Here is a 15,231-nt window from a genome sequence, read left to right as displayed (position 1 = left end):
ACCGAGATCTGGCACCATATGCCATGCCCAGCCTTCATTCCCGGACGTATCGAATACTGCGCATTCAACCGTATCGCCGAAGCCTTCCAAGCCACCGATATCCGAACCGTCGAAAGGGTCCCGTTCATGTCCTCCCTGCCCGCAACACATCCTGAAACCTTGACCGCCCGACCGTTCGCCTCTTTCGCCCCGCCGATCCGTCCCCAGTCGCCGCTGCGGCAGGCGATCACGGCGGCCTACCGCACGCCGGAACCGGAATGCCTGCCCTGGCTGGTCGATGCGGCCCGCCTTCCCGACGCGACGAAATCCGAGGTCGCCGGCACTGCGCGAAAGCTGATCCAGGCCCTGCGCGCCAAGCACAAGGGAACCGGCGTCGAAGGGCTCGTGCACGAATATTCGCTGTCGAGCCAGGAAGGCGTGGCGCTGATGTGCCTTGCCGAAGCGCTGCTGCGTATTCCCGACACGGACACGCGCGACGCGCTGATCCGGGACAAGATTTCGGAAGGCGACTGGAAGTCGCATCTCGGCGGCACGAAGTCGATGTTCGTCAATGCGGCCACCTGGGGTCTGGTGGTCACCGGCAAGCTAACCTCGACGGTCAATGATCGCAATCTGGCAGCGGCATTGACCCGTCTGATCGCGCGGGCCGGCGAGCCGGTCATCCGCCGCGGCGTTGACATGGCGATGCGCATGATGGGCGAGCAGTTCGTCACGGGCGAGACCATCGACGAAGCGATCAAGCGGTCGAAGGCACTCGAAGCTCGGGGTTTCCGCTATTCCTACGACATGCTCGGCGAGGCTGCGACCACGGCGGCCGACGCAGAGCGCTATTTCCGCGACTACGAAAACGCCATCCATGCGATCGGCAAGGCATCGGCCGGACGCGGCGTCTACGAAGGCCCGGGCATTTCCATCAAGCTGTCCGCCCTGCACCCGCGCTATAGCCGCAGCCAGACGCAACGCGTCATGGGCGAATTGCTGCCCTTGGTGAAACGTCTGGCGCTGCTGTCGAAGACATACGATATCGGGCTGAACATCGACGCCGAGGAAGCCGACAGGCTCGAGCTTTCCCTCGACCTGCTCGAAGAACTGAGTCTGGACACAGAGCTCGCCAACTGGAACGGCCTCGGCTTCGTGGTTCAGGCCTATGGCAAGCGCTGCCCGTTCGTGCTCGACTATATCATCGATCTCGCCAAGCGCTCGAACCGGCGGATCATGGTTCGACTGGTGAAGGGCGCCTATTGGGATGCCGAGATCAAGCGTGCGCAGCTGGACGGGCTGGAAGGCTTTCCGGTCTATACCCGCAAGATTCACACCGATGTCGCTTACATCGCCTGCGCCCGCAAGCTGCTGGCCGCGCCGGAGGCCGTCTTCCCGCAGTTTGCCACCCACAATGCCCAGTCGCTGGCGACGATCTATCACCTGGCGGGTCCGGACTTCAAAACCGGCACCTATGAGTTCCAGTGCCTTCACGGCATGGGCGAGCCGCTTTACGACGAGGTCGTCGGCAAGGCCAAGCTCGATCGCCCCTGCCGCATCTATGCGCCCGTCGGCACACATGAGACGCTGCTTGCCTATCTGGTGCGCAGGCTTCTGGAGAACGGCGCGAACTCCTCGTTCGTCAACCGCATTTCCGACGAAAACGTGTCGGTCGACGAACTGATCGCCGATCCGGTGGATATCGTCCAGGCCATGCCCGTCGTCGGCATGCCGCATGACCAGATCGCTCTTCCGTCCTCGCTCTACGGCCGCGAGCGGCAAAATTCCAAAGGTCTCGACCTCTCCAACGAAGCGACGCTGGCGTCCCTTGCCGGAAAGCTCGAAGGAACACTTGCACAGGACTGGCACGCGACGCCGCTGCTGGCCGATGGCTCGCTGGACGGCGATACAAGGCCGATCCTCAATCCTGCGGATCATGGCGATGTCGTCGGCATGGTGACCGAGCTCAAGGTCGAGGATGCGGGCCGGATTGCCAAAATGGCCGCCGAGGGCGTTGCCGAATGGGCCGCCACCGCGCCAACAGACCGTGCCAGATGCCTGGAGCGTGCCGCCGACCTGATGCAGGAGCGGCTGGAAGTGCTGATGGCGATCGCCATGCGGGAAGCTGGAAAATCGGCTGCCAACGCCGTTGGCGAAGTTCGCGAAGCGATCGACTTCCTGCGCTATTACGCCGTGGAGGCGCGCAAGACCCTCGGCCCGTCGCACGCACCCCTGGGTGCCGTTCTGTGCATCAGCCCGTGGAATTTCCCGCTGGCGATCTTCACCGGCCAGGTCGCGGCAGCACTGGTGGCCGGCAATTCGGTCATGGCGAAGCCCGCAGGCGTCACGCCGATCATCGCCTTCGAGAGCGTCAAGATCCTGCATGAAGCCGGCGTTCCTCGCGGCGCGCTGCAGTTCGTGCCCGGCAGCGGTCGCCTGGGAGCTGCCCTGGTCGCGGCGCCCGAAACCGCCGGCGTGATGTTTACCGGCTCGACCGAGGTGGCGCGGCAGATCCAGGCACAGCTCTCCGAGCGGCTGTCGGCGACGGGCAAGCCGATCCCGCTGATTGCAGAAACCGGCGGCCAGAACGGCATGATCGTCGATTCCTCCGCTCTCGCCGAGCAGGTGGTGTTCGACGTCATCGCATCGGCCTTCGACAGCGCCGGCCAGCGCTGCTCGGCGCTGCGGGTTCTCTGCCTGCAGGAGGACATCGCCGATCGCACACTGGCCATGCTCAAAGGCGCTCTCAAGGAGCTCCGCATCGGCCGCACCGACACGCTCAACATCGACATCGGCCCTGTCATCAATGACACCGCCAAGGCGGAGATCGAGAAACACATCGCGCGCATGCGCTCGCTTGGCTGCAAGGTGGAACAGCTGCCGCTGCCCGAGGCGACAAAAGCCGGGACCTTCGTTCCCCCGACGATCATCGAACTGAAACAGATGTCGGACCTGACGCGCGAGGTGTTCGGCCCGGTGCTGCACGTGATCCGTTATCGCCGCGACGACCTCGACCGTCTGATCGACGAGGTGAACGAATCCGGATATGGCCTGACCTTCGGCCTGCATACACGGCTGGATGAGACCATCGAGCACGTCACCAGCAAGATCAAGGCGGGCAATCTCTACGTCAACCGCAATATCATCGGTGCCGTCGTCGGCGTTCAGCCGTTTGGCGGTCGCGGCCTTTCCGGCACGGGGCCGAAGGCAGGCGGACCGCTCTATATCGGGCGTCTGGTGCAGCGGGCTCCCGTGCCGCCACGTCACAGTTCGGTGCATACCGATCCAGCCCTTCGCGATTTCGCCTCGTGGCTCGGCCGCCGCGGGCACAATGACGATGCGGAGGCAGCCCGCGAACTGGCCGAGGTTTCGGCGCTCGGCCTGAAGCAGGAACTGGTCGGCCCGGTCGGGGAGCTCAACCTCTACGCACTGCATCCGCGCGGGCGCATTCTTCTCGTGCCAACCACGCTGAAAGGCCTGTTCCGGCAGCTTGCGGCAGCGCTTGCCAGCGGCAACGACGTGGTCATCGACACGACAGCGGGCCTCGAGACAGCCTTGACCGCCCTGCCCGCCTCGGTCGCGGCGCGCCTTTCTTGGCGTTCCGATTGGGACGCCGCCGGGCCATTTGCCGGCGCACTGGTCGAAGGCGACGAAGCCCGGGTGAGGCAAGTGAACGGCAGGATTGCGCAACTGAATGGCCCGCTGGTCCTTGTTCAGGCCGCAACGACCGAGGAGCTGTCACGCGATCCGGGCGCCTATTGCCTCAACTGGCTGCTGGAGGAGGTTTCCACCTCGATCAACACGGCTGCCGCCGGGGGCAATGCAAGCCTGATGACAATCGGCTGAACAGCGTGGCCGCGATCCCGACGGGTCGCGGCCAATCTCGTTCTGGGAGAAACCGATGACGAGCATCAAGCACCGGCTGCAATCCCTCTGGACTGGCCCTCTGGATTGGTTTTGCCGACATCACCTGCGGGGATTGACGTGGCCCGCTTTCGCAGCGGCTTGTTCAAGCGGGTTCAGCATCAGGCGACAATGCTGACGTCAATGTATCTTCGCATGAAAAATTCGGGAAAGATCTGTCCCCTGACTTTCAGTCGCAATGACCGGGGCTTTCGACTGGTCGGAGTGGCAAGATTCGAACTTGCGACCCCCACGTCCCGAACGTGGTGCGCTACCAGACTGCGCTACACTCCGTGACCAGCGGCGCCTCTATAGACCAGCGAATTTTGTTGCACAAGACGGCAAGCCAAAAAACCCGAAAGAAAGATTCAGATATCACCTTGGCCGGATCACAAACTTCTGAAAGACATGGATTTTCTGAAAACCTGGCTTCATTGCCCCGGTCCTTCGGGTGATAAGTGGAGGTCGGAAAACGACGGCCGCATGGGCCATTCGATGCTGTTTCGAGGTGATTGCACCGCGCGGCGCGGCTGTTTGCCTCAGGCGTCGTTGCAGGCTCGCATCAGCTACGCAAAAATAGCATGTTCAGCGTGTGAAGACCGATTTCCCACGCTTCAATTTGAGGATAAAGCCTTGAACGGGAATTGGTGCCTTTTGAGGAACCAGCAGGGGCTGGGTGCCGGGCGCTTTCGGGACACATGGGCTTGAGGGACAGGACAATGAACTTCCGCGGTATGATCAAGGCAGGCGCGACACTCGGCCTGGCCGTCGCTTTGGCGGGCTGCACGACGACGGGCATCGCCAAGAATGATGTCGAGGCCCGTTGGAACGGCCAGCAGGCCGGCGTCTTTTTTGCCAAGTTCGGCCCACCGGTGGGCGACGCCGCGGCCGGTAGCTCGACGATCTACACCTGGCGCGGCGGGCACAAGACCCGTGTGGTGCCGGCAGTCTATGAGCAGGTCGATGGCAAGAAGGGCAAGATCATCAGCAAGGCGCGCACCGAATATCTGCGCTGCGAAGTGCAACTGACGGTGTCGCCGGATTATATCATCCGCAGCGTGCGCACCGTGGTCGACCGCCCCGGCGTCAATGGCGGCCAGAGCTATTGCGAGGAATTCCTCGGCGGCGCCTGACAACCCACACAAAGGCATGCAAATATCCGCCTCCGGTCGCTTGCGCGCCGGGGGTGTTTTTTTGACTGCGGGGAGGAGATTAGCTCTGACGCGGCGTTGGTGTATCCCCGCCCCAGATCAGTGGCTGCGACAAACGGCGGCGGGAGGGCACCGTGGATGGCGCCCTCCCCAACGCAGAACAAAAACCGAAAACTTCGCAACGCATGACCTTGTGGAAGCGCTTTTTTTATAGGTGAAACAGGGTTAACGATTGCCTTACGGGCAATCGGTTTATGATTAATTTTCAATTACCTAGAGAGACTGTCGTTTACGGTACTTCAACGGCCTGAAATAATCGCCGACGCAGTACGGCTGTCGCGTGCCATAGGCTATGACGGCGGCCGCCTCGCCAATGGCTCAAAACTCCGTCGAAGGTCTCTGTCTTCAGGCTCCAGCCCGGCATGACCGCATAGCGCATCATTCGAGGCCACCGATGGTTTGGGGAAAACGGCTGCCAATGTCTTCGGTATGGACACGAATGAAAAATGGCTGGGGCGCCAGGATTCGAACCTGGGAATGCCGGTACCAAAAACCGGTGCCTTACCGCTTGGCGACGCCCCAACAGGATCCGGGAGACGGGTCTCCCAAATCGCGGTGGCGCCTGATTAGCAAAGCGCAGGGCCAGCGGCAACACCCCTTGCCTGCAACTTGCGAGTTTTTTACCGGAACGATCCGGCGTCTCTCGGGTTTCCAGTATATCCCAAGCGAAAACGAGAGAAACGAAAGGACATATTCATGCCTTCCATTCAATCCGCCCATATCCTGATCCTCGCCACCGACGGCTACGAGCGCTCGGAACTGCGCAAGCCGCTCGAGCAACTCCGGGCCAAGGGCGCCCGCGTTTCGATCGCCTCGCTGACGGCAGCGCCGATCAAGAGTTGGGACGAGAAGAACTGGGGCGACACCGTCGATGTCGATTTGACTGTCGATGCGGTCAAGGTCGAGGATTACGATGCGCTGGTCATTCCCGGCGGCCAGATCAATCCCGATATCCTGCGCAATGACAAGACGGCGGTCGATCTGGTGCGCGGCTTCGTTAAGTCCGGCCGGACCATTGCCGCGGTCTGCCATGGCCCGTGGCTGCTGGTCGAGGCAGATGCGCTGCGCGGTCGCAAGGCGACCTCCTATGCCTCGATCAAGACCGACCTGAAGAATGCCGGCGCCAACTGGCGCGACGAGGCGGTCGTTGTCGATCACGGCATCATCACCTCGCGCCAGCCGGGCGATCTCGATGCCTTCGTCGCAAAGATCATCGAGGAGGTCGAGGAAGGCCCGCACCAGAGCCGCGCGGCCTAGCTTGTCCTTGCTGCGAAGCGGAGCGGCGGTTTGTTTCAGCACCGCCGGCCGCTTCGGTATCGTGCATGCGTTCTGCCTCCGACGCCGGCCGCCCTTCGTTCCGCCTTGCCCCCCTTGCCGCCCCCTTCCCACGAGGCGTCTTCGTTCGGCCAAGTGAAGGCGAGAGAAGAGGACCGTAGTGGGCGGTGACAAATCAGGCCGAGTGTGGAATAGCCGGAGGGTCACGCATCCCGATCGGCGGAATGAAACATGAGCCAGCGTCGCCTACAGCAGAAGGCAAACCAGAAAAGCCGGCAGAAGCGCACGGACGCCCAGTCCGGCGTCGGCACGGCGGGCGCCGTTGCCAATGTCGACAGCGGTGCCGGCGGACATGCGACCGGGCTTTCGCCGGCACGGATGCACTTTGCCCGTGTTGCCGCAACGTCGGGCTTCCGCTGGTCGCTGGCGTTGTTCATGGCCGGCGTGCTCATCGTGGCTCTGGCTTTGTCGATCCCGCACGAATTTGCTTTTTTCGAACTCGGCTTCCTGTTCACCCTGTCGATCTATGACCTGGTTCTGGCGATGCTGGGCATTTCGGTCGCCGTCGGCATGGCCAGCAGTCGCTGTGAAATCTATGCGGTCATCGCCTGCTTTCTGGGCGTGATGGCGCCGATGATGCTGGCTTTCGACCCGATCTTCCATGCCATCCTGCAAAGCCCGCTGGGCGAGGCGCTGTTCCTGATCGCGCCAATTGCGGTGATGCTGGCGGGTGTCGTGCTCTGGCTGCCGGCGCGGGCGCGGCGGATCGGCGCGCCCTTGGCGGCCGGCGTGGTCGGATTTTCGCTCTCGCTGTTCATCGGGCTGGACGATTTCGGCATAGGCATCCAGGAATTCACCCTGACTGCCGTGCTCGGCGCCCTGTGGATCCTGCTGGCGCCCGGCCTTCTGCTGCGAAACTTCCGCGGACCCTGGCTGACCATCCCGGCGCGGATCATCGGCTCGTGGCTGGTGGTGATCGGCATCATCGTGATGGTCTCGCTCTATGTACCGCTCGGCAATGATGCGCCGGCGCTCGCCGATCCGAGCATGCCGGATAGTGGTCTGAACGCGGGCCAGAACGGACAGCTGGACGCACCCGCGCTGCCGCCGCTCGATCCGGCTGTCGAGGAAGGGCTTGAAGACGCGCCCGATAACGGTTTCGAGCTGGTGATCCCCGACGATGGCGCCAATCCGCTGCTGAACGGCAGGCCACTCGATCTCGGCCGGGCGCCGCGGCCGGATGCCGTTCCCGATCTTGGGCCATATCTTGAAACGGAGCCGGAATCTCAGCTGAACAACCAGCCGGACGCCGCCCGTTGATCCGGGATAGCACCGTGCGATGCTTTGCGGTCGACGCCCCCGAAGGGAGCGGCTACACAGGACAGACCAACCGCTTTGATTCCGGTGTCTCCGCATGATCGTCCGCTTTGACCGCCCCGTATCCCGCTCCGCCTTTCTGGCGCGTCGTCTCGGGCTGTTTGCGCTCGGCATGCTGGTTCTGGTGCTGCTGGCACATCGTTTCGGGCCACTGAAGACGCCGGATTTCGTCGCGCTGGTGCTGATTGCCGCGATCCCGGCCATGCTGGCCGTGCCGCTGGCGCTGCTCGGTCTTGCCCGCCTCTGGCAGATCGGGGCACTGGGCGGCGTGGCGGCAACCTGGGCGCTGATCTATGCCGCCCTGCCGCTGGCGCTGCCCGGCTACGGCGTTTATCGCTACCTCACCCGGCCGGTTCTCTACGACGTGTCGAGCGACCTCACCGATCGGCCGGAATGGCTGTCGGCGCCTGACGCACCGCAGCATTTTCTGCCCCGCCCAGCCCCTCCAACCGGCGCCGCCACGGCACAGGGCTCTGCCTATCCGGGCCTCACGGGCCGGCGCTACGAAGGCGCGCTCGACCGGGTCTATGAAGCCGTGCGCAAGGTGGCCGAGGCCAACCGGCTGGTGGTGACGGCGAGCCGCGGCCAGGAATATGCGATGCCGGATTTCGCCCTTCGCCCGACCACGGAAGAGATCGCCAGTCCCAATCAACCGGCTCAGTCGGACCTGCCCCCGGCCGACGAAGCCCTGCCCGAAACAGGTCCCCTGCCCGCATCGCGGCCGAGCGACGAGGTGGCCAGCATGCCGCCGGAACCGACCGAGCCACCCGGCACCGTCCGCCTGCAGCTGACAACCCGCACGCTCATTCTCGGCCTGCCTTTCGATGCGGTGATCCGCCTGCGCGAGGAGGCGGAGATGACGCTGGTCGACATGCGGGTCGCCAGCCGCTTCGGCCCGCATGATCTCGGCTTCGGCGATCAGATCGCCGAGGATTTCCTGCATGCGCTCGATGCGGAGCTGCTGGGCATTGCCGGCAACTGAGTGCCGGTCACCGCAGGGGAAGACACGGCACGGTTCAGGCGATCCGGTAGGCACCGAGAAGCCGGGCCGGTCCGTCGGTCGCAACCAGCTCTTTTTCCACCAGATCCTCCAGATGGGCGAGCACGGAGAGTGCCGCTGCGCCATGCAGCCGCGGATCGGTTGAGGCATAGATCACCTTGACCATGTCCGGGATCAGCCGGTCGCCCTGGCGGATGCGTTCCAGAACGGCGCGCTCGCGCATGCGGCGATGGGTGCGCAACCCGCGCAGGAAGGCCGGCGGATCGGTGACCGGGCCGCCATGGCCGGGGAAATAGATCCTGTCCTTTCGCTCCAGAAGAAGGTCGAGCGAGGCCATGTAATCGGCCATGGCGCCATCCGGAGGTGCGACGATCGAGGTCGCCCAGGCCATGACATGATCGGCCGAAAAGACGATGCCGCGATCATCCAGCGCAAAGGCGCAGTGGTTGGCGGTGTGGCCCGGCGTATGCAGCGCGGTCAACCGCCAGCCATCGCCTTCGAAGGCTTCACCATGGGCGAGTGCTACATCGGGATGAAAATCAGTATCGGCGCTTTCGGCAAAGGGATTGGCCTCCCCCTGATGCAGCGGCCGCGACGGGCGATGCGGCCCTTCCGCGACGATCACGGCACCGGTCTCCGTCTTCAGACGGCGGGCGAGCGGCGAGTGGTCGCGGTGGGTGTGGCTGACGGCGATATGGGTGACTTCGCGGCCTTCCAGCGCGGCCATCAGCGCGCGGAAATGCGCCTCGTCTTCCGGGCCCGGATCGATGACGCAGACCGAGCGGTCGCCGACGATATACGTGTTGGTGCCGTGAAAGGTAAACGGGCTCGGATTGTTGACGGTGATACGTGCCACGCCATCGGCGAGCGGCACCAGCATTCCATGCGCCGGCTCGAATGCGGTGACAAATTCCGGTGGCATCTCCGGTGCGGCTTCGTCGCTGTCGCTCGTCATTTATACTCGATCTCGATGAAGCTCATCGGCTGATCGCCGCCATTGATGACATTGTGCTCGACGCCGGCATCGCGGCGATAGGCTTCGCCAGCCTTGCTGGTCACCCGGCGCTCGCCGGCCTCGTCCTCGATGAGGAAATGGCAATCGGTCATCGGCACCACGACATATCCGAGGCCATGGGTGTGATGACCGGTCGCCGCACCCGGCTCGAAATCCCAGCGGGTGATGCGCGTGACGGCATCGTCGAGCACAAGGGTCGGGATGGCAGGCGGGCGGGCGGAATAGCCGGGCATGGAGGTCTCCGGGTGGGTATGGAGGGGCAACCTAGCCTGCGCTATCCGTGGGGGCAATCGGGGATGGTTGTGGGGTGAATGCGAGGGGCCGATATGAGGCCGACAGGAGACTGACCGCTTCGAGATCAGCTCACGCAGAAGCGGACATTGAAGGATGATAAAATCCCGGATCGGGCTTTGGGAAACCAGATTTCTGTGCGCGCGTCCTCTACCAAGTAACAGATCAAGCAATGCCTCCTTAACGGCATCAAAACCTTTCTCCACTACCGATAAGCCTATGACTATAGGCGGCTTTTTTAGAAATTTGACGGCGTATCTGCTTCTGGTGATGCTGGCACAATTTTGCGCCAACGTTGCCAACGCAAGCGATTCCAACAGCATTCGCACGTCATGCTGGGCGACCGCCACGCTTTCGGAAGACATCGTCGTGGTGGCTCGCGATGAACAGAGATGGTCCTGCTCTGGCTCCGACCAGGATTTCTCCATCGATGCCGAACGAGTGCTCCTTCGCTTCGACATCCCGCCTATCCAGACACAAGTTCGATATCTGCTTTCACGTCGGAGTGCGCTTGAAGCGCTGCACCTGCTGGCCATTGACCAAGACGGCGCGGTTCGGCAGGCGTCCTTTCCTGCGGCCGCCTTGCGCAGCTCAATGGCTGGCGGCTACTTCAAAGTCGCTCTGCCAGACGTGACGCAAGCGACCCGGCAGGTCATCGCTGCTGTTGACCTGCCCTCCCACAAAATGACGTTGGAGAATGCATACCTTTCACCTGCTGACGCAGGCGCCAGCGCTGTTGATCTGCGGTTCCTGCTGCTGATTGCCGGGCTCGCCGGCATGCTCGTCATGCCTCTCATCTTCAATGTAGGATTCTACCGAGCCCTGCGTGAACCCTTCGTTCTCTGGCATTCGGCCCTTACATCTTCGCTGCTGATGACGATCGTCGTGACATCTGGCCTGTCGGTTGCCTTGTTTGATCCTCCGGCAATGACACTGAGCTGGATGACGACACTGCTCTTCGGGATGACGGTCAGCTCAGGCGCTATGTTCACCTATAGCTTTATTGAGCCGGGCTTGATGCATCCCCTCCTGCGGCGCATCCTTCCCTATTGTGCCGCCTGGGCGGTCTTCCTGAGCGTCTTTCATGCGACTTTTCCCTTCGTCGCACGCCCGATCCAATCGACCGTCTATACGGCAGCGTTTGCACCGATACTTGCGGCCTTCGTCTGTGCGGTGGTCGATGCTTTGCTGAGAGGCAGCCGCGCCGCCAGGTTTCAGGCCATCGGTTATGCGCCCTTGGCACTGGTCGGATTGATACGGCTGGTGACAGGTGTCAGCCCCTCGTTGCATAGCATGGACGCCATGGTCCTGTTCTATTTCGGGTGCATGTTTGAAGTCCTTCTGACGACGCTTGGCGTGGCAGAACGCTTCGTCATCATCAAGCGGGAACGGGATCTTGCGCGAAACGAGGCAGATCTGCTTGAACGGTTATCCGAAACCGATCCGCTGACAGGTTTGCTCAACAGGCGGGCGATTGAGCGGCAGTTCGAGCAGCTCCGAGAGGAGGGTTTCACCGCACTCGCGGTGATCGACCTCGATCATTTCAAAGCCATCAATGATGGATACGGGCATAACACCGGAGATGAAGTGCTAAAGGCGGTCGCCGTCGCACTGAAGGCAGGGGCGAACGTTCGCGCGTGCCGCCTTGGTGGCGAGGAGTTCCTGCTTCTCTTTCGAGGTCAGGACGTGGATGCACAGGCCGAGTTTCGCCGGCAAGCGATCCCTGCGACCGTCGCCAATGCGGTTCCGGGTCTCGCAGGGCCCGTGACGGCGAGCATGGGCATCACACCGATCTCTGACGATGATGCCTTCACGACCTTGTATGAACGAGCGGACAAGCTCCTTTACGAAGCCAAGAGTGCGGGACGAAATAGAACCCGCAGCGCAATAGGTCCCACGCAATCATCGAAAGCCGTCCAGATCGATCAGGCCATGATTGCATAGCCTGCAGCAGCGCCGGCCATGCGGTTCATCACGACTAACCATTTTGCAGAGATCTCAATGTCTGCAAGTGGCGGAAAGGCGACGAGCCACTTCCGCGAGCGGCGTCTGCTTACAGGTGCTTGCCACGATGTTTTCTACGACCGAGATGAAGGCGCAAAACCGACTTTCAATGATGCGACAGTCGACACCCACTTGAAGCCGAAGGCACGCCCCTACCCCCGCGCCTTGATCGCCGCCTGCGCCGCCGACAGCCGCGCGATCGGCACGCGGAACGGTGAACACGAGACGTAATCCAGCCCGACATCCTCGCAGAAATGGATCGAGGCCGGGTCGCCGCCGTGTTCGCCGCAGATGCCGAGTTTCATGTCGGGGCGTGTCTTGCGTCCGCGTTCGGCGGCGATGCGGATCAGTTCGCCGACGCCGTCGAAATCCAGCGAGATGAAGGGGTCATGCACGATGATACCCTTCTTCTGGTAGGTCGGGATGAAGGCGGCGGCATCGTCGCGCGACATGCCAAACGTGGTCTGGGTCAGGTCGTTGGTGCCAAAAGAGAAGAATTCGGCGGCTTCGGCGATGATATGGGCGCGGATGGCGGCGCGCGGCAGCTCGATCATCGTGCCGACGAGATAGGAGATCTCCAGCTTCGCCTCGGTCATCACCTCGCGGGCGACGCGGTCGATGACGGCCTTCACATAGTCGAGTTCCGAGCGCAGGCCGACCAGCGGCACCATGATCTCCGGCACGACCGGCGCGCCGGTGTCGCGGGCGGCGGTGACGGCCGCCTCGAAAATGGCGCGGGCCTGCATTTCGGCGATTTCCGGATAGGAAATGGCCAGCCGGCAGCCGCGATGGCCGAGCATCGGGTTGAACTCGTGCAGGGCATCGATGCGGCGGCGCATGAAACCGGGTTCCAGGCCCATGGCATCGGCGACCTCGTCGATTTCCTCATCGGTCTTGGGCAGGAATTCATGCAGCGGCGGATCGAGCATGCGGATGGTCACCGGCAGGCCGTGCATGATGGTGAAGAGTTCGGTGAAATCCGAGCGCTGCATCGGCAGCAGCTTTTCCAGTGCTGCGCGCCGACCATTCTCGTCTTCGGCGAGGATCATCTCGCGCATGACGTGAATGCGGTCGCCTTCGAAGAACATGTGTTCGGTGCGGCAAAGGCCGATGCCCTCGGCACCGAAAGAGCGGGCGGCGCGGGCATCGCCCGGCGTGTCGGCATTGGTGCGCACCGTCATGCGGCGGGTGCGGTCGGCCCATTGCATCAGCTTGGCGAAATCGCCCGACAGTTCGGGCTGCAGCATCGGCACCTCGCCCTTCAGCACCTGGCCGGCCGAGCCGTCTATGGTGATGACATCGCCCTTCTTCAGCGTCACACCCATGCCGATCAGCTGTTCGTTGCGCAGGTCGACGCGCATGGTGCCGGCACCCGAGACACATGGAATGCCCATGCCGCGGGCGACGACGGCCGCATGGCTGGTCATGCCGCCGCGCGTCGTCAGGATGCCTTCGGCGGCATGCATGCCGTGAATGTCTTCGGGGCTGGTCTCGACACGCACGAGGATGACTTTGCGGCCTTCGCTGTCGGCCTCGACCGCCTCTTCGGCGGTAAAGACGATCGCGCCGGTGGCGGCGCCGGGCGATGCAGGCAGGCCGGAGCCGATGATGTGGCGCGCAACGCGCGGATCGATGGTCGGGTGCAGCAACTGGTCGAGCGACGAGGGCTCGATGCGCAGCACGGCGTCTTCCTCGGTGATCAGGCCTTCTGCGACCATGTCGACGGCGATCTTCATCGCCGCCTTGGTGGTGCGCTTGCCGGATCTCGCCTGCAGCATCCACAGCTTGCCGCGCTCGATGGTGAATTCGAGATCCTGCATGTCGCGGTAATGGGCTTCCAGCCGATCGCAGATGCGGCCGAATTCGGCAAAGGCCTCGGGCATCAGCTTTTCCAGCGAGGGCCTGTCCGAACCACTGTCGATGCGGGCTTCCTCGGTGATCGACTGCGGCGTGCGGATGCCGGCCACAACGTCTTCCCCTTGCGCATTGACGAGGAATTCGCCGTAAAGCTCCCGGGCGCCGGTGGAGGGGTTGCGGGTGAAGGCGACGCCGGTGGCAGACGTCGAGCCGAGATTGCCGAAGACCATGGCCTGCACGGTGACGGCGGTGCCCCATTCCTGCGGAATGTTGTGCAGCATGCGATAGGTGACGGCGCGCGGGTTCATCCACGAGGAAAACACCGCGCCGATCGCGCCCCAGAGCTGGACATGCGGATCCTGCGGAAAGGGCTGGTCCAGTTCCTGCTCGATCGTCTCCTTGTAGAGCGAGACGACATGCTGCCATTCGACCGCCGACAGATCGGTATCGAGGTCATGGCCGAGACGGCCCTTCTCGTCTTCGAGGATTTCTTCAAATACCTCATGATCGAGGCCCATGACGACATCGCCATACATCTGGATGAAGCGGCGATAGCTGTCCCAGGCAAAACGCGCATCGCCGGAATGATGGCCGAGCGCCTCGACGGTATGGTCGTTGAGGCCGAGATTGAGCACCGTGTCCATCATGCCGGGCATGGAGGAGCGCGAGCCGGACCGCACGGAGAGCAGCAGCGGATGGTTGGTATCGCCGAAACCGCGGCCGCTGATCGCTTCGATACCCTTGATGCCGGCCAATACTTCGGCCTTCAGATCATCGGGCAGCGTCTTGGCATTGCTGTAGTAAAAGCCGCAGGCATCGGAAACGATGGTCAGGCCCGGTGGCACAGGCAGGCCGAGGCTTGCCATCTCCGCGAGATTGGCCCCCTTGCCGCCCAAATGGTCGACATCGGCCATACGCCCCTCGGCTTTCCCACCGCCGAAGGTGTAAACCCACTTCCTCATAGCCCTCTCCACCCAAACAGGCTTGTTTTTCCATCGTTTACAGCAAATGTGACGGAATGAAAACGCCAAGCTCCGAAGTTTATGCTGCAATGCATCATAATTGCGGCAAAGAACATAAACAGGTTCACGCCAAAGTGAGATTGCCGTTGCAGTCGTGACGGGCAAAACCAGAACGTCCGGTGTATGCGAAATCGTGATCGGAATCACGATCCCAGGGGATCTGAACGACACGTTTTGGGGCGATGTATTTTGGGGCGACACATGCGGATCGATGTAACAAGACGACGACTTCTGACACTGGCGGGCACGGCGACGCTGTCCGGCGCGATGGCAGGCGCGCTCAAGGCGGAAGGCTTG

The 15,231-nt window shown here is 62.7% G+C and carries 9 protein-coding genes and 2 tRNA genes; 6 read left to right on the top strand and 5 right to left on the bottom strand.

Going from position 1 to position 15,231, the window contains the following annotated elements; genetic code table 11:
* The first annotated feature begins 126 nt into the window (after window positions 1-126).
* On the top strand, window positions 127-3,825 hold the full coding sequence (gene putA, locus PDO_RS01585; RefSeq protein ID WP_052023363.1) for a trifunctional transcriptional regulator/proline dehydrogenase/L-glutamate gamma-semialdehyde dehydrogenase: 3,699 nt from the start codon (window positions 127-129) through the stop codon (window positions 3,823-3,825).
* A 274-nt stretch (window positions 3,826-4,099) separates the two neighbouring features.
* On the opposite strand, the gene PDO_RS01580 is transcribed toward putA, so the two are convergent.
* Window positions 4,100-4,176 (bottom strand) — tRNA-Pro (locus PDO_RS01580).
* A gap of 425 nt (window positions 4,177-4,601) precedes the next feature.
* On the opposite strand from PDO_RS01580, the gene PDO_RS01575 reads away from it, so the two are divergent.
* Entirely contained in the window at window positions 4,602-5,015 is a 414-nt protein-coding gene (locus tag PDO_RS01575; protein WP_007596947.1) for a hypothetical protein, read from the top strand.
* A gap of 525 nt (window positions 5,016-5,540) precedes the next feature.
* Here PDO_RS01575 and PDO_RS01570 read toward each other — a convergent pair.
* Window positions 5,541-5,615, bottom strand: a tRNA-Gln gene (locus tag PDO_RS01570).
* Window positions 5,616-5,789: 174 nt separating this feature from the next.
* Here PDO_RS01570 and PDO_RS01565 point away from each other — a divergent pair.
* The 3 genes from PDO_RS01565 to PDO_RS01555 all read left to right on the top strand — a co-directional run bounded on the left by PDO_RS01565 (window position 5,790) and on the right by PDO_RS01555 (window position 8,727).
* On the top strand, window positions 5,790-6,350 hold the full coding sequence (locus tag PDO_RS01565) for a type 1 glutamine amidotransferase domain-containing protein (RefSeq protein WP_007596945.1): 561 nt from the start codon (window positions 5,790-5,792) through the stop codon (window positions 6,348-6,350).
* 249 nt (window positions 6,351-6,599) lie between these two features.
* Window positions 6,600-7,688 (top strand): hypothetical protein, encoded by a 1,089-nt coding sequence (locus PDO_RS01560; protein ID WP_007596943.1) that lies wholly within the window; start codon window positions 6,600-6,602, stop codon window positions 7,686-7,688.
* A gap of 94 nt (window positions 7,689-7,782) precedes the next feature.
* Window positions 7,783-8,727 carry a DUF1499 domain-containing protein gene (locus tag PDO_RS01555; RefSeq protein WP_007596941.1) on the top strand — a complete coding sequence of 315 codons (945 nt, stop codon included), beginning with the start codon at window positions 7,783-7,785 and terminating at the stop codon, window positions 8,725-8,727.
* Window positions 8,728-8,761: 34 nt separating this feature from the next.
* On the opposite strand, the gene PDO_RS01550 is transcribed toward PDO_RS01555, so the two are convergent.
* The gene (locus tag PDO_RS01550; protein ID WP_007596939.1) at window positions 8,762-9,700 is read right to left on the bottom strand and encodes an MBL fold metallo-hydrolase; all 939 of its coding nucleotides are present in this window, start codon (window positions 9,698-9,700) and stop codon (window positions 8,762-8,764) included.
* Window positions 9,697-9,993: a cupin domain-containing protein gene (locus PDO_RS01545; RefSeq protein ID WP_007596937.1), complete on the bottom strand. Its 297-nt coding sequence runs from the start codon at window positions 9,991-9,993 to the stop codon at window positions 9,697-9,699. The genes PDO_RS01550 and PDO_RS01545 overlap by 4 nt, the downstream gene beginning before the upstream one ends.
* A 277-nt stretch (window positions 9,994-10,270) precedes the next feature.
* On the opposite strand from PDO_RS01545, the gene PDO_RS01540 reads away from it, so the two are divergent.
* Window positions 10,271-11,995, top strand: a complete 1,725-nt coding sequence (locus tag PDO_RS01540; RefSeq protein WP_007596936.1) for a sensor domain-containing diguanylate cyclase — start codon at window positions 10,271-10,273, stop codon at window positions 11,993-11,995.
* Window positions 11,996-12,207: 212 nt separating this feature from the next.
* Here the strand turns inward: PDO_RS01540 and ppdK are convergent, their stop codons facing one another.
* A complete protein-coding gene (ppdK, locus tag PDO_RS01535; protein WP_007596932.1) occupies window positions 12,208-14,874 on the bottom strand; it encodes a pyruvate, phosphate dikinase in 2,667 nt (888 codons plus the stop codon).
* Window positions 14,875-15,231 lie beyond the last annotated feature (357 nt).

The organism is Rhizobium sp. PDO1-076, assembly GCF_000247475.1.
Classification (GTDB): domain Bacteria; phylum Pseudomonadota; class Alphaproteobacteria; order Rhizobiales; family Rhizobiaceae; genus Allorhizobium.
The sequence above is the reverse complement of the archived record's forward strand: the minus strand, read 5'-3'. Positions and strand labels throughout refer to the sequence as shown.

Bases quoted from the DNA above. Each gene is read 5' to 3' on its own strand.
- PDO_RS01560 (WP_007596943.1), top strand. From the start codon at position 6,600: ATGAGCCAGCGTCGCCTACAGCAGAAGGCAAACCAGAAAAGCCGGCAG.
- PDO_RS01555 (WP_007596941.1), top strand. From the start codon at position 7,783: ATGATCGTCCGCTTTGACCGCCCCGTATCCCGCTCCGCCTTTCTGGCG.
- PDO_RS01575 (WP_007596947.1), top strand. From the start codon at position 4,602: ATGAACTTCCGCGGTATGATCAAGGCAGGCGCGACACTCGGCCTGGCC.
- PDO_RS01545 (WP_007596937.1), bottom strand. From the start codon at position 9,993: ATGCCCGGCTATTCCGCCCGCCCGCCTGCCATCCCGACCCTTGTGCTC.
- ppdK (WP_007596932.1), bottom strand. From the start codon at position 14,874: ATGAGGAAGTGGGTTTACACCTTCGGCGGTGGGAAAGCCGAGGGGCGT.
- PDO_RS01565 (WP_007596945.1), top strand. From the start codon at position 5,790: ATGCCTTCCATTCAATCCGCCCATATCCTGATCCTCGCCACCGACGGC.
- PDO_RS01550 (WP_007596939.1), bottom strand. From the start codon at position 9,700: ATGACGAGCGACAGCGACGAAGCCGCACCGGAGATGCCACCGGAATTT.
- putA (WP_052023363.1), top strand. From the start codon at position 127: ATGTCCTCCCTGCCCGCAACACATCCTGAAACCTTGACCGCCCGACCG.
- PDO_RS01540 (WP_007596936.1), top strand. From the start codon at position 10,271: ATGACTATAGGCGGCTTTTTTAGAAATTTGACGGCGTATCTGCTTCTG.